We start from the raw sequence: 14,407 nt of genomic DNA, 5'->3' as shown, positions 1-14,407 counted from the left end.
GCGCATCGCCACGGGACGCGATCACGCCGCCTGCGCGATCTCGTCCCGTTCCGCCGCGCGCAGCGTCAGCACCGCGGTCGCGCCCAGTCCCTTGCCGTCGCTCTCGAGGCGCAGGCTGCCCTCCATCGCGGTCATCGAATTGGCGCACCAGTGCAGGCCGAGCCCGCCCGATTTGTGCGCGCGCGTCGAGAAGCCGCGCTGGAACAAGGTCGCGCCCGTCGCCGCATCGAAGCCCTCGCCATCGTCGAGAATGCGTACGACGACCTGATCGCCGTCCTCGTCGATCGTCACCCCGATCGACCCGCTCTGCCGCCCGGTCGCCGCAATCGATTCGGCCGCATTGCCCAGCAGGTTGCCGATCACCTGGCTCAGGATCACGCGGTTCGCCAAGGCCAGATGCGCCTCCGCCGGGAAGCTGAACGCGATCGACGCGCTGTCCGAATAGCGCGCGATGGCCGCGTTGCGTGCGACGATCTCGCTGAGGTCGCAGCGTTCCAGGCTGGGGCGCTCGTGCGCCTGCTTCTGCTGTTGCCCGATGATCTCCAGCACGTGCGCCATCGCCTCGCGCCCCACCTCCAGCTCGCGGCGCATCGCCTCGCGGCTCGCCATCTTGGCGGCGAACGCGGCCTGGACGAAGGCGGCGAGCTTGGCGCGGCGCTCGGCCGGCAAATCGTCGCGCGCGAGTTCGGTGATCGCCCGTTCCAGCGTCGCGCGATCGATCGGCGGCGCCTGCGCGATGCCCTGGCTCAGGATCGTGCTGATCGGATTGAGCGCGTTACGCACATTATGCATCACCGCGACTGCGCTCTCGCTGCGGCCCAGCGCGAAGCTCTGCACCTCGATCTGTTCGCGCAGGTCCTTCAGCTGCGACAGCATCGCGTTGAGGCTGCGGCCCAGCGAGCCGAATTCATCGCGCCGCCCGTCGTCCTGGAACAGCGCCATCGATCCCGACGCGCGCACCCGCTGCATATGCCGTTCGACGCGCAGCAGCGGCGCCAGCACCAACCGCGCGATGACGCGGCGCAGGACGAGCAGCACGATCAGCAGTAGCAGCGTCGACCCGGCGATGGCGAGCAGCAGCATCCGCCGTCCCAGCAGCGACACGTCGCGCACGACATGGAATCGTGCCGCGGCAACGGCATGGCCATCGACACCCGCGATCGGCACGGCAATCGCCATCGTGCGCTTGCCCGGCGTGACCATCGGCGCATCGCCCAGCCCGGACCGGTCGATGCGCGCATCGAGGCGGATCAGGTCGGACAGCTGACGCGACGTCACCTGCCGCGCCATGAGCACATAGCCACGCGGGATGCCGGTGCCGTCGGAGCGCCGCACCTGCGCCACGCCGATCGCCGCGACCACCGGCCCGAGCCGCGCATAGAAATGCCCGGAATTGTTGCGTCCGATCACCCTGGCGAGATCGGCATGCGTCGCCAGCTGCACCAGCGCCGTGCGCAGCCGCACCCGTTCGCGTCCGCTGGCGGGGTCGAGCCAGCGCGCGATGCGCAGCGTCCCCTGCGGCGTCACATAGGCCATGCCCTGCACGCCGAGGTTGGTCATCGCCAGCGGCGAGAAGCTGTCGCGTTCGAACGTCGCCGCCGCGGGCGATCCCGGCGGCGTCGCCATATAATCGTAGCTCTGCGTCCAGTCGCCATAGTCGCGCACGGCGTTTTCGACCTTGGCGGCATATTCGCCCAGCGCCGCCTGCGTGCGCTCGACATGGCCAGCGATCGCCTTGGCCTCCAGCGCCGAAAAACTCGGCGTGATGACGCTGGCGAGCAGTAGGGTGATCCCCAGCGCACCGGCCACGCCGACCGCGGTCAGGATCAGCACCAGCTTGGCACCGAGCGAGGCAGGACCGATCGGCCGCCGGCGCCCGAAGGGCCACCGGGTCCGTAGCGCCGGGATCATCCGTGCGTGCCCGTGGCGGCTCCGGCTTCGACCAGGTCCTGATTGAGGAACCGCTGCTCAGCCAGCGCCAGCGCCGCATCGGGCGCAACCGGCCGCGAGAAGAAATAGCCCTGCAAATGGCTCGCCCCCGCGAGTCGCAGCGCCTGCACCTGCGCTTCGGTCTCGACGCCCTCGGCGATCACTTCCAGCCCCAGCGCGCGGCCCAGGTGGATGATCGAATGGACGATCGCGGCACTCTCACGCTCGCGCCCCATGCCGTCGATGAAGCTGCGATCGATCTTCAGGCTGTCGAGCGCGAATTTCCGGATGTTGTAGAGCGACGAATAGCCCGTGCCGAAATCGTCCAGAGCGATGCGGAATCCCATCTGGCGCAGCTTGTACAGCGTTTCGGCGGCGCGTTCGGCGTCGTCGAAGATCGCGGTCTCGGTGATCTCGATCTGCACGCGGTTCGGCGTCACGCCGGCGCGCTGCACCGCCTCCATGATGTGGCCGACGAAATTGTGGCGGCGGAATTGGCGGGGCGAGAAGTTGACCGAGACATATTGGCCGGGGAAGCGCGTCACCATGGCGAGCGCGGTGTCGAGGATCCAGTCGCCCAGTTCGTGGATGACGTTCGATTCCTCGGCGATCGGGATGAAGGTCGCCGGGCTGATCGGCCCATATTCCTGCGTGTTCCAGCGGACCAGCGCCTCGAAGCCCGTCACTTCCAGCTGGTTGCGCGCGACGATCGGCTGATAGACGAGGCTCAGCTCGTCGCGCGCGATCGCCTGGCCCAGCCCATGTTCGATCCGGCGGCGGAAGCGGATGCCCTCGTCCATGCTCTCGTCGAACAGGCGGGTCACGCCGCGGCCGGCGCGCTTGGCATCGTTGAGCGCCAGGTCGGCGCGGCGCAGCGCGTCGATGGGATCGCACACCCCTGCCCCCTCGACGACGACAAGGCCGGCGGAGGCGCCGCTCTGTACCGAATTGCCGAATACCTGATGCGTACCGGCGCAGGCCGCGACGATGCGGTCGCAGGCCATGACCGCCGCCTCCTCGCCGGGTGCATCGAACAGCACGCCGAATTCGTCGCCACCCAGACGCGCGACGATCGCGCCCTCGGGCGCCTGCGCATGGAGGATGCTGCACACTTCGCGGATCAGTGCGTCGCCGGCCAAGTGGCCCAGCGTGTCGTTGACGATCTTGAACCTGTCGAGATCGAACATCGCGGTCGCGAACAGGCCGGGCCGCTTGGCGCGATCACCCAGCGCGCGCAGGAAGGCGAGCCGGTTGGGCGCATCGGTCAGCGAATCGTGCGTCGCCATGTGGATCGCGCGGCTTTCGTTCGCGGCGAGTTCGGCGCTCTGCTCCTCGAGCTGGACGATCTGGGCGGCGAGCTGCTCCCGCGCGGCGGTGAGTTCGCGATCGACCTGCCAGCGATGCGCCAGGGCGGTCGCGGTCTGGACGATCTCCGCCACTTCGAACGGCTTGGCGATGTAGAAGATCTTGTCCGCCGGCCCTGCGACCTTGCTGATCTCGATCGGCGAAAAGTCGGAAAAGCCGGTGACGATGCACAGGTTGATCTCGGGATCGAGCGCGCGGATGCGACGCGCGGTCTCGCGGCCGTCGATGCCCGGCGGCATGCGCACGTCGATGAACGCGACGGCATAGGGCGTGCCCGCCGCCAGCGCCGCCTCCACCGCCGCGACCGCGTCGAGGCCCTGATGGCAATGCGTCAGGTCGAAGCTGTCGTCCGCCGCCGCATCCGCCGACGGCGCGTCGTCGCCGAACAGCTCCGCCGCCATCGCGTCGAGCGCATTCTCCGCCGCACCGCGCTGCACCGCGAAGCAGCGGGCATAGCTGTCGTGCATGGCCGGCTCGTCATCGACGATCAGCAGGCGCTTCGAAACGGCGGCGGTCATCTGCAGCAACTTCCCTCTTATGGTTGACGAGGGAGTAAGCAGATGCGGTTAAGGCGTCGTAAACGCCCCCGCCGACGCGGCCGTGCCCATGCGTTCGGCCAGCGCCTGCTCGCCGAGCACGATCGCGCCGAGCGGCCCGGCATTGCCCCCCAGCGCGGGCGGCACGATGAACGCGGGTTCGGCGATCTCGGGCAGCGCGATATAGCCGGCGAGGCTCTGCACCATCGCGTCGCGGACGCGCGGGAACAGATGGTCGTTGCCGACCATCACGCCACCGCCCATCACGATCCGCCGCGGCACGCCGGTCAGCACCAGCGTATGGCACAATTGGCCCAGCACATGCGCGACGGGTTCCCACACCGGATGGTCCGCGGGAATGTCTTCCCCCTTGCAGCCGGCGCGCGCGCCGATCGCGGGCCCGGCGGCCAGGCCCTCCAGGCAGCTGCCGTGGAACGGGCAGATGCCCATCCAGTCGTCGCCCGGCATACGCTGCGGCCGGATATGGCCGAATTCGCTGTGCGTCAGGCCGTCGACCGGCTTGCCGCCCGCGATCAGGCCGACGCCGATGCCCGTGCCGACGGTGACATAGGCGATATCGGGCAGGCCCTTCGCTGCGCCCCAGCGCGCCTCGGCCAGCGCCGCGCCGACCACATCGGTGTGGAAACCGGTCGGCACCTGATAGCGCGCGGACAGACGGCCCGCGACGTCGGTGCCCGCCCAATGCGGCTTGGGCGTCGAGGTGACGTGACCGTAATCGGCGGCATGCCGGTCGATCGAGATGGGGCCGAAGCTCGCGATACCCAGCGCCTCGAACCCGCCCCAACCGTCCAGCACGGCCTCGACCGCCGCCAGCGCCTCGTCGGGCCGGGTCGTCGGGATCTGCACGCGGTCCTGGATGTCGTCCGGTCCGCGCGCGAGGATGCAGACGATCTTCGTGCCCCCCAATTCGATGCCGGCAACCAACGGGGGCACACGGTCCATTCTGTCATCCCATCCCATGAAAGCAGCGCAACGATCGCGCGGGGCCCGCGCTTATTCTACCGTCACCGATTTGGCGAGGTTGCGCGGCTGGTCGACGTCGGTGCCCTTCGCTACCGCGACGTGATAGGCGAGCAGCTGCACCGGCACCGCATAGACCAGCGGAGCGATCAGCGGATGGACCTTGGGCATCGTGATCGTCGCGACGCAATTCTCGCCCGCGGCCTGGATGCCGTCATAGTCGCTGATCAGCACGACCTTGCCGCCGCGCGCCTGCACTTCCTGCATGTTGCTGACCGTCTTTTCGAACAAAGGACCCGACGGTGCGATGACGATGACGGGGACGTTTTCGTCGATCAGCGCGATCGGCCCGTGCTTCATCTCGCCGGCGGCATAGCCCTCGGCGTGGATATAGCTGATCTCCTTCAGCTTCAGCGCGCCCTCCAGCGCCAGCGGATAATCGGTGCCACGGCCCAGATACAGCACGTCGCGCGCGGCGGCGACGACGCCCGCCATCTCCTGGATCGATTCGTCATAGGCGAGCGCGGCGTTGAGCGCCGCCGGCGTCTCGGCGAGATGCTTGACGATCTCGCGCTCCTCGCCGTCCTTGAACTTGCCCTTGGCGCGGGCGAGGTTCGCGGCAAGCGCGGCGAGCACCGCGAGCTGGCAGGTGAAGGCCTTGGTCGAGGCGACGCCGATCTCCGGCCCGGCATGCGTCGGCAGCAGCAGGTCCGCCTCGCGCGCCATGCTGCTCGTCGGCACGTTGACCACCGCGGCGATCGTCTGCCCTTCCGACTTGGCGTGGCGCAGCGCGGCGAGCGTGTCCGCCGTCTCGCCCGACTGGCTGATGACGATCATCAGGCCGCCCGGCTCCATCACCGGCGCGCGGTAACGGAATTCGGACGCGACGTCCAAATCGACCGGCACGCGCGCGAACTGTTCGAACCAATATTTGGCGACCATGCCGGCGTAAAAGCTGGTGCCGCACGCGACGATCGTCACGCGCTTGATGCCCGCCAGGTCGAAGTCGGGGATCGGCAGCGTCACGCGATCCTCCATCCGCTGCAGGTACGACCGCAGCGTCTGGGCGACGACGATCGGCTGTTCGTAGATCTCCTTCAGCATGTAATGGCGATGATTGCCCTTGCTGATGAGTTCGCCGGTGACGCCCGAGATGGTGATCGGCCGCTCGACCGGATGATTGTCGCGGTCATAGACCTGCGCGCCTTCGGTCGTGCAGACGACCCAGTCGCCCTCGTCCAGATAGGCGATGCGCTGCGTCAGCGGGGCGAGCGCCAGCGCGTCCGAGCCGAGATAGGTCTCGCCCTCGCCATAGCCCACGACCAGCGGCGAACCGAGGCGCGCGCCGATCAGCATGTCGGGGTGCTTGCGGAACAGGATGGCAAGCGCGAACGCGCCGTGCAGGCGCGGCAGCACCTCGCGCACCGCGCCGACGGGATCGAGGCCGGCTTCCACCTTCTCGCTCACCAGATGCGCGACGACTTCGGTGTCGGTCTCGCTGGTGAACACGCGGCCGCGCGCGATCAGTTCGTCACGCAGCGCCTTGAAGTTCTCGATGATGCCGTTGTGGACCACCGCGACCTCGTCGGTCGCATGCGGGTGGGCGTTGTTGGTGGTCGGGCCGCCATGCGTCGCCCAGCGCGTGTGGGCGATGCCGGTCGTGCCGGGCAACGGCGCGGCGGCGAGTTCCTTCGCAAGGTTGACCAACTTGCCCGATGCACGACGCCGCTCGATCATGCCGTCATGGTCGGTTGCAATACCCGCCGAATCATAGCCGCGATATTCCAGCCGCTTCAGACCGTCGAGCAGACGATCCGCAACATCCTCGGCCCCGACGATCCCTACGATTCCGCACATGTTATTTCGCTTCCTTCTTGGCGCGCATCATCGCGCGGAATTTGGTGGCCCAGCCGGGTTTGGCAATCTGCGGCGGCCGGACGAGCGCGAGCGCGCCGGCTTCGACGTCCTTGGTCAGCACCGATCCCGCCGCGACGATCGCGCCGTCACCGACCGACACCGGCGCGACGAGCGCCGAGTTCGATCCAATGAAGGCGTCCGCGCCGATGCTGGTCTTGTACTTGAAGAAGCCGTCGTAATTGCAGGTGATCGTACCGGCGCCGATATTGGCGTTCGCCCCCACATCGGCATCGCCGATATAGGACAAATGATTGACTTTCGCGCCTTTCCCGATCGTCGCCTTCTTCACCTCGACGAAATTGCCGACCTTCGCCTTTTCGGCCAGGTCCGCGCCGGGGCGCAGGCGGGCATAGGGGCCGACATCGGCCCTGGCGCCGACCTTTGCGCCCTCCAGATGGCTGAAGGCGCGGATCGTCGCGCCATCAGCGATGGAGACGCCGGGGCCGAAGACGACGTTGGGCTCGATCACGACGTCGCGGCCGATCTGCGTATCATGGCTGAACCACACCGTGTCGGGCGCGATCAGCGTCGCGCCGTCCGCCATCGCCTGAGCACGGCGCGCCGCCTGCCAGCCTGCCTCGACCGCGGCGAGTTCGGCGCGGCTGTTGACGCCCGCCACCTCGTCCTCGCCCGTTTCGATCACCACCGCGCGGCCGCCTTCGGCGACGGCGAGCGTGACGATATCGGGGAGGTAATATTCACCCGCCGCATTGTCGTTGCCGACCGCCTCCAGCAGCCGCCACAGGTCGCGCGTGCGCACCGCGGTGACGCCCGAATTGCACAGGTCGACCGCGCGCTCCTCGGGCGACGCGTCCTTGAACTCGACCATCTTGGCGATCGTGCTGTCCGCATCCGCAATGATCCGGCCATAGGCGCGCGCATCGGCGGGGCGGAAGCCGAGCACCGCGACCGTCGGCGCATCCTCCGCCTCCAGCCGCGCCGCAAGTCGCGCCACCGTCTCGGTCGCGAGCAAAGGCGTGTCGCCGAAGCAGACGATCGCGACCCCGTCGAAATCGCTGAGAGCGTCCTTCGCCTGCAACGCGGCATGCGCGGTGCCCAGCTGCTCGCGCTGCCACGCGATCTCGACACCCGTGGCGGCGACCGCCGCTTCGACCTGCTCGCCGCTCGCGCCGACCACGACGACGCGGCGCGTCGCCCCGGCCTGGTTCAAACTGTCGATCAGGTGGATCAGCATCGGCCGCCCGGCGATCGGGTGCAGCACCTTGTGCAGATCGGACTTCATGCGCGTACCCTTGCCCGCGGCAAGGATGATGACGGCGAGAGGACTGGTCATGGCGACGTCGCCTGCCACGGAAGACTTGCCATTTCCATAGGGAGACGTCACCGGCCCGGCATATGACGCTAAATTCATCGCCCGATCCGTTTTTCGACATTGTCGGCTTCGACCTGGACGGCACGTTGCTCGATACGAGCGGCGACCTGGCGGCGGCGGTGAACCATGCACTCGCCTCCATCGACCGGCCGCTGCTGACCGTCGAACAGGTGAAGCCGATGATCGGCGGCGGTGCGCGGCACATGCTGGCACAGGGGCTCGCCGCGACCGGTGGCTGCGACGACGCGACGCTCGACATGCTGCATCGGCGGCTGCTCGACCATTATGAAGCAAACATCGCGGTCTTGACCCGCCCCTATCCCGGCACGCTCGCGGCGCTCGACACATTGGCGGCGCGCGGCGTGCGGATCGCCGTCGTCACCAACAAACTGGAATCGCTCGCCCGCAAGGTGATCGACGCATTGGACCTGACGCGGCGCTTCGCGTGCATCATCGGCGGGGACACGATGGGCCCGGGCAATGGCAAGCCCAGCCCCAAGCCGATCTACGAAATGCTCGCCCGCTGCGGCGGGGGCACCGCGGCATTCGTCGGCGATTCGATCTTCGACGTGCAGGCGGGCCATGCCGCGGGACTGCCGACCGTGGCATGCTCGTTCGGATTCCTGATGCAGCCGGTCGAGGAACTCGGCGCGGATGCGATCATCGACGGCTTCGACGCGCTGATCCCGACGCTCGAGCGGCTGGCGGTGCGCTAAACCCCACCCACCCCGTCACCCCGGACTTGGTCCGGGGTCCACTATGCGGCGAGGGGGACGGCTTGAGGCTCGTACGCTGCCCCCGCGGCCCGGTGGACCCCGGACCAAGCCCGGGGTGACGGAGCGGGTGGGGCTAAGGTCGCGCCCCACGCCGCCACTTGATCCACAGATGCCGCGCCAGCATCGCCGGCGGCATACGCAGCCAGTGCGAGCGCACATAGAACGCCAGCCGCGTCACCGGACGGATCGGCCGCCCCCAGTCGTCCCGCGCCAGCAGGCGGCGGCGGAAGAGTCGGTCGCTCCACCGCGGCGTCAGGCGGATACGGCCCGAACTTTCGTACGCCCGCACCTGCGTCCCGAACAGCTGCTGCGACAGCCGCAGCGCGCGCACCACCGCATCGTGCAGGCTATGCCGCGCCGCCTCGTCGACCAGCGTCAGGCCGAAGGCGGCATCGCCCTCCGCCGCCTCGCCATACAGGCAGTGGATATCCCACAGGTTGCGCAGGCCGCCCGCCAGATCGCCGTCGGCGAGCAGATGCGCCGCCGCATGGACGATCATCGCCGCGGGCGACAGCACCGACAGCCCGTTGCCCAGCGGCACCGCCCTCGCGATCAGCGCCGCCGCGTCGGGCCGTACCCGCGCGGTCAGCGGCAGGATCGTATGGTGGACGTCGATCATCCGGTCGCGCTCCGCATGGATCAGCGGCGGCAATTCGTGCATCCAGCGCCGGTAATAGGCGTCATCATACGGATCGGGCTTCACCCATTCCCAGCCCGCCGCGATCAGCGCCGCCTCAACGGCCTCCATCGACTCGCGCGGCACCAGGATATCGAGGTCGCCGATCGACCGCCCCTGCCCCGCCGCCAAGCCCGCTGCGACGAAAGCGGTCCCCTTCAGCAGCACGACCGGAACGCCGAGCGGCGCCAGCGCCCGCCGCGCCATCTCCGCCTCCCACAAGGCCGTGCGGCGCCCATTCTCGGCCGCGGCGCGCGCATCGCTCAGCAGCAGCGCGACGTCCTCGGGCAGCGGCAGGCCGTGCAGCCGCCACGCGAGCGTGCCCAGCAACTGTTCGGCGCGCGCCATGGTGACGAGGCCCGCCCAATCGGTGTCGAGCGCCAGACTGGTCGGATCGGCGAGCGCGCGGGCGAGGATCAGAGCGTCCGCCACAGCGCCTCCACCTGCTCCACCGCCGCCGCGCCGTCGGGATAGTCGATCGCCATGGCCGGCGTGTCGCACACCAGGCGGGTCAGTGCGTCGAACCCGGTCTCGCCGAGCATGACGTAATTGGTCGACGCCTGCGTCAGCCGAACGAACGCCTCCGATGCGGCAACCGCGCGGGTTTCCGCTGCAAAGCCGTGCCGTGGGAAAAGCAGCAGGGCGGGCTGCGCCGGCTCGTCCATCGCGCCGACACTCAGCGCATCGGGCACCATGTGGCGGATGTCACCCTTGGGCGTAGCCGCCAGCAGTGGCCCCATTCGCGCGCTCGGCCAGGCAGCCATCGCCGCGGCGATCCCGTCGTTCTTCAGGCTGATCAGACGCGGAAAGGCGTGGACCAGCCCCGTCTCGGGATCGATCAGCGCGAACTCATCCCCCATGAAGCGCCAGCCGCGCACGGCGAGCAACGTCGCCAGCGTCGATTTGCCCGCTCCCGATTCGCCCGTCATCAGGAGCGCCCGCCCATCGCGTTCGACGCACGAGGCATGGATCAGCAGATAGCGCCGACACCCCAGCGCCAATTGCAGGTTCATCGCCATCTCGGCGGCGAGCAGCCCCTGCGCCAGCGGCAGCGGCGCGGCTTCGGGCAGCATGTAATCGCCGCCGATCCGCACCGACGGCCGCACCCAGCGCCGCCACGGCCGCGTCGCCTCCAGCCGCACGGTGAAGTCGGGCAAATTGGGCGAGGGATAATAGCGATACAGCTCTTCCAGCGCCGCAATCGGCGCGCGCCAGTCGCTGCCGATCCGAAAGCCGATCGGTCCGATCCGAACGCAGAAGACGTGCCTCATGCCGCCCCGATCGGCTCCGCTTCGACCAACCCGGCCACGACCAGCTCGTCGAGCCGCGCCGCCAGTGCATCGGCACCGCCGTCGCCCAGCTCGAACGCCTCGCCGAGCCGGGCGAGCAGCTCGTCCCGATCGAGCGGTCCCGCAGCCAATGTCTCCAGAATTTCGGGCGCGGGGCTGGCAAGCAGATGCGTGATCCCCGACGATCGATGGAAGACCGCGACCAGCATATCCAGCTCGCGCCTCAGCAGCGTGTCGGGCGCCGCGGCGCGATAGCGCATCGGGTCAGCGCGGCATCTGCAACGAGGCGAAACAGGTAAAGCCGCCCTGCCCGCGCTGCAGCCGCCGGATATAGGCCATATAGGCACGGCTGCTGTCGTAGGTCGTACCGGGCAGCTGCCCGCCGGCGAGCGCGCGCTTCACCTCGTCGCCCTTGAACGGGCGACCCGGCGGCGCGAACGCGCCCTTGGTGCCCGCCGGCACGACATTGCCATATTGGTCGATATACTGGCCCGCCCGGCCCAGGTCGGGCACCGGGATCTCGCATGTCATCACCGACGCCGCGCTCTGTGCCAGCGCCGGGCGGATCGAGACGACCGCACCCGCGGTCACCGCGCCCAGCATCAACACCCGGCGACGCGTCGACACGCCCTCCGTCACCGGCGCAGCATCAGGCTGTCCGGCGGTCTGGTCCGCACCGTCGATCGGCGTTTCGTCGCTCATGACACCCCTGTTATCGCAAGCGTGCCTTTCATATTCGTAAGCCACTGGCAAGTATGGCGGGCGTACCGTGGCGGGACGGCCAGCCGGGACGCTGGTGCCGCGCGGCCCGCAAATTGCGTCGCGATCCCCCTCCCGCAAGCAATCATCCTCCGCTAGCGAGGGCGCCATGCTAACCCGATTCGCCCGGCGGCTCAGCGGCGCGCTCGTCATCGCGCTCGGCACGGGCGTGGGCGTCTATGCGGTCGGCGGCAGCATCGACGGCGCGGCGGTGACGGTGGTCGGCGCCATGGCCGCCGCGCTCGCCGCCATGGGCCGCGGCGATCAGGGACAAGCGGCCGCCCGCGCACGGGGGCCCGACGCCGATACGCTGCTCGGCGAGGTGCTCGACGTCATCGCCGAACCCGTCTTGCTCGTCCGCCGCGGCATCGTCACCTGCGCCAACGCGTCGGCGCGATCGGTGCTGGGCAAGCATATCGTCGGCGAAGACGTGCGCGTCGCCATCCGCCATCCCGCCGCCGCCGACCGCCTGGGCCCGACCGGCACGCTGCCCGGCCGCCCGGTCGAGCTGGTCGGCGTCGGCGCGCCCGACCAGCGCTGGGAGATGCGCACCGGCGAAACCGCCGACGGCATGCGCATCGTCCATCTCGTCGACCAGAGCGGCAATTATGCCGCCGAAAAGATGCGCGTCGATTTCGTCGCCAACGCCAGCCATGAATTGCGCACCCCGCTCGCCTCGATCCTCGGCTTCATCGAGACGCTGAACGAAGAGGCCGGCGAAGACCCCGCCCTGCGCGCCCGCTTCCTGAAGGTGATGTTCGACGAAGCCCGGCGCATGCAGCGGCTGGTCGAAGACCTCATCTCGCTGTCCCGCATCGAGGCGGAGAAATACCGTCTGCCCGGCGAACGGCTGGACCTCGGCGAATTGCTGGAAGACGTCGCCGCGGAGATCGCCGCCGCGCGCAGCCCGCGGGCGGGCGATGTGTCGGTCACGATCGATCCCGGCCTGCCCGCGGTCACCGGCGACGAGGCGCAGCTGTCGCAGCTGTTCCACAACGTCATCGGCAACGCGATGAAATACGGCCGTGCGAACACGCCGGTGCGCGTGTCGTTGAGCCTCAACCGCTCGAAACTGGTCCAGCTCGTCGTCCGCGACGAAGGCGAGGGCATCGCGCCGCAGCACATCCCGCGCCTCACCGAACGCTTCTACCGCGTCGATGCCGGCCGGAGCCGCAGCGTCGGCGGTACGGGGCTGGGCCTCGCGATCGTCAAGCATATCGTCGAACGCCACCGCGGCCGGCTGGATATCGCGAGTCGCGTCGGCATCGGCACCACGGTGACGATCGCGCTGCCGGCAGCGGAGGCGGAGACGGCGGTCGCCACGCCGACGGCGGCGAAGGCCTGACGCCGACCGTTCGGCTGCGAGCCGCGCGACGCGTCCCCACCCCCACCCCGTCACCCCGGACTCGTTCCGGGGTCCACCGGGCCGCGGGGGCAGCGTGCGAGCCTCCTGCCGTCCCCCTCGCCGCGAAGTGGACCCCGGACCAAGTCCGGGGTGACGGGGGAGGTGCGGCGGCCGCCTGCACATTAAAAGTGCCCTTACGGCCCCGACCACCCCCCACCCGCCACCCATGTCATCAAAAGGCAACAAAACCGTCACAGAGGCGGGTTGGGCGACGCGCGAGTCGCCCGCGGGGATCCGATGCGCTGTCTTCCTTCCGGCCGCTTGCTGGCCGGCTCTCTGCTGACGCTGGCGCTCTGCCTTGCAGGGTGCAAGGATCAGGCGAATGGCGGCGGCAGCGGCGCGCGCGATCAGATCGCCGTCGTCGGCTCGTCCACCGTCTATCCCTTCACCACCGCGGTGGCCGAGGCGTTCGTGGCGGACAATCCCGACGCACGCTCGCCGGTGATCGAATCGACCGGCACGGGCGCCGGCATGAAGCTGTTCTGTGCTGGCATCGGTGCGGGACACCCCGATATCGAGGATGCCTCGCGCCGGATGAAGCGCAGCGAATATGCCGCCTGCGAGGCGCACGGCGTCGGGCCGGTGCTCGAAATCCAGATCGGCATCGACGGCATCGCCTTTGCCGAGGCGAAGAACGGGCCCGGCATGCGCCTGACCCCCGCCGATTTGTATCGCGCGCTCGCCGCGACGCCCTTCGGCAAGCCCAATCGCGCGAAGACGTGGCGCGACGTGAACCCGGCGCTGCCCGCGACGCCGATCCAGGTCTATGGCCCGCCCGCGACCAGCGGCACGCGCGATGCGCTCGCCGAACTGATCCTGACGCGCGGCTGCGACGCGATCGATCCGCAGGCGCGCCTGCTGGCGCGGACCAAGCCCGACGCGCATCGCGCACTCTGCACGCGGGTTCGCGAGGACGGCGCCTATGTCGATGCGGGCGAGAACGACAATCTGATCGTCCAGAAATTGAGCGCCAACCCCGATGCGATCGGCGTGTTCGGTTACAGCTATCTCGAACACAATGCCGATACGGTGAACGGCGTCGCGATCAACGGCGTGCTGCCGACCTATGCGGCGATCGCCGACGGCCGCTATCCGGGGTCGCGCCCGCTGTACCTCTACGTCAAGAAGGGGCATCTGCGCGCCATCCCCGGCCTCGACACCTTCCTGCGCCTGTATGCCGCGGCTTGGGGACCGGGCGGCCCGCTCGTCCGCCGCGGCCTGATCGCGGCGCCCGCTGCGGTGCGTGCGGCGTCGGCGGCGGTGATCGCGAACGAGACGCCGCTGAACCCGGCGGATTTGCCGTCGTGACGGCCGCCAACCTCACTCCGTCACCCCGAACTTGGTCCGGGGTCCACTTTGCGGCGAGGGGGCGGGCTGGAGGCTCCGGCGCTGCCCCCGCGGCCCGGTGGACCCCGGACCAACTCCGGGGTGACGGAGTGCG

At 69.2% G+C, this 14,407-nt stretch carries 12 protein-coding genes; 3 read left to right on the top strand and 9 right to left on the bottom strand.

Going from position 1 to position 14,407, the window contains the following annotated elements; translation table 11 throughout:
• Window positions 1-21: 21 nt before the first annotated feature.
• From SPHME3_RS0108920 to glmU, 5 genes are read right to left on the bottom strand one after another with little or no spacing between them, the layout of a single operon-like run.
• Window positions 22-1,911 carry an ATP-binding protein gene (locus tag SPHME3_RS0108920; RefSeq protein ID WP_017979504.1) on the bottom strand — a complete coding sequence of 630 codons (1,890 nt, stop codon included), beginning with the start codon at window positions 1,909-1,911 and terminating at the stop codon, window positions 22-24.
• On the bottom strand, window positions 1,908-3,812 hold the full coding sequence (locus tag SPHME3_RS0108915) for an EAL domain-containing protein (protein WP_018250684.1): 1,905 nt from the start codon (window positions 3,810-3,812) through the stop codon (window positions 1,908-1,910). The genes SPHME3_RS0108920 and SPHME3_RS0108915 overlap by 4 nt, the downstream gene beginning before the upstream one ends.
• 48 nt (window positions 3,813-3,860) lie before the next feature.
• The gene (locus tag SPHME3_RS0108910; protein ID WP_017979506.1) at window positions 3,861-4,793 is read right to left on the bottom strand and encodes an ROK family protein; all 933 of its coding nucleotides are present in this window, start codon (window positions 4,791-4,793) and stop codon (window positions 3,861-3,863) included.
• 51 nt (window positions 4,794-4,844) lie between these two features.
• Window positions 4,845-6,668 carry a glutamine--fructose-6-phosphate transaminase (isomerizing) gene (gene glmS, locus SPHME3_RS0108905; protein ID WP_017979507.1) on the bottom strand — a complete coding sequence of 608 codons (1,824 nt, stop codon included), beginning with the start codon at window positions 6,666-6,668 and terminating at the stop codon, window positions 4,845-4,847.
• Between the two features lies 1 nt (window position 6,669).
• Window positions 6,670-8,022, bottom strand: coding sequence for a bifunctional UDP-N-acetylglucosamine diphosphorylase/glucosamine-1-phosphate N-acetyltransferase GlmU (gene glmU, locus SPHME3_RS0108900; protein WP_024310413.1), 1,353 nt, complete (start codon window positions 8,020-8,022; stop codon window positions 6,670-6,672).
• 62 nt (window positions 8,023-8,084) lie between these two features.
• Between glmU and SPHME3_RS0108895 the strand changes: the two genes are divergently transcribed.
• A complete protein-coding gene (locus tag SPHME3_RS0108895; protein ID WP_017979509.1) occupies window positions 8,085-8,777 on the top strand; it encodes an HAD-IA family hydrolase in 693 nt (230 codons plus the stop codon).
• 133 nt (window positions 8,778-8,910) lie between these two features.
• On the opposite strand, the gene SPHME3_RS0108890 is transcribed toward SPHME3_RS0108895, so the two are convergent.
• From SPHME3_RS0108890 to SPHME3_RS0108875, 4 genes are read right to left on the bottom strand one after another with little or no spacing between them, the layout of a single operon-like run.
• Window positions 8,911-9,945, bottom strand: a complete 1,035-nt coding sequence (locus SPHME3_RS0108890) for a nucleotidyltransferase domain-containing protein (protein ID WP_017979510.1) — start codon at window positions 9,943-9,945, stop codon at window positions 8,911-8,913.
• Window positions 9,930-10,784 carry an HprK-related kinase A gene (locus SPHME3_RS0108885; protein WP_017979511.1) on the bottom strand — a complete coding sequence of 285 codons (855 nt, stop codon included), beginning with the start codon at window positions 10,782-10,784 and terminating at the stop codon, window positions 9,930-9,932. The genes SPHME3_RS0108890 and SPHME3_RS0108885 overlap by 16 nt, the downstream gene beginning before the upstream one ends.
• The gene (locus SPHME3_RS0108880; RefSeq protein WP_017979512.1) at window positions 10,781-11,062 is read right to left on the bottom strand and encodes an HPr-rel-A system PqqD family peptide chaperone; all 282 of its coding nucleotides are present in this window, start codon (window positions 11,060-11,062) and stop codon (window positions 10,781-10,783) included. The genes SPHME3_RS0108885 and SPHME3_RS0108880 overlap by 4 nt, the downstream gene beginning before the upstream one ends.
• Window positions 11,063-11,066: 4 nt before the next feature.
• Complete coding sequence (locus SPHME3_RS0108875; protein ID WP_017979513.1) at window positions 11,067-11,504, bottom strand: hypothetical protein; 438 nt, start codon at window positions 11,502-11,504, stop codon at window positions 11,067-11,069.
• Window positions 11,505-11,670: 166 nt separating this feature from the next.
• On the opposite strand from SPHME3_RS0108875, the gene SPHME3_RS0108870 reads away from it, so the two are divergent.
• Both SPHME3_RS0108870 and SPHME3_RS0108865 read left to right on the top strand, forming a co-directional pair.
• Window positions 11,671-12,906, top strand: a complete 1,236-nt coding sequence (locus SPHME3_RS0108870) for an ATP-binding protein (protein WP_017979514.1) — start codon at window positions 11,671-11,673, stop codon at window positions 12,904-12,906.
• Between the two features lie 297 nt (window positions 12,907-13,203).
• On the top strand, window positions 13,204-14,274 hold the full coding sequence (locus tag SPHME3_RS0108865) for a substrate-binding domain-containing protein (RefSeq protein WP_051066234.1): 1,071 nt from the start codon (window positions 13,204-13,206) through the stop codon (window positions 14,272-14,274).
• Window positions 14,275-14,407 lie beyond the last annotated feature (133 nt).

Origin of the sequence: Sphingomonas melonis DAPP-PG 224, from assembly GCF_000379045.1 — a bacterium.
In the GTDB taxonomy this organism is placed as follows: domain Bacteria; phylum Pseudomonadota; class Alphaproteobacteria; order Sphingomonadales; family Sphingomonadaceae; genus Sphingomonas; species Sphingomonas aquatilis.
Note: the sequence above shows the minus strand (reverse complement) of the source record. Positions and strands in the feature narration are given on the sequence as shown.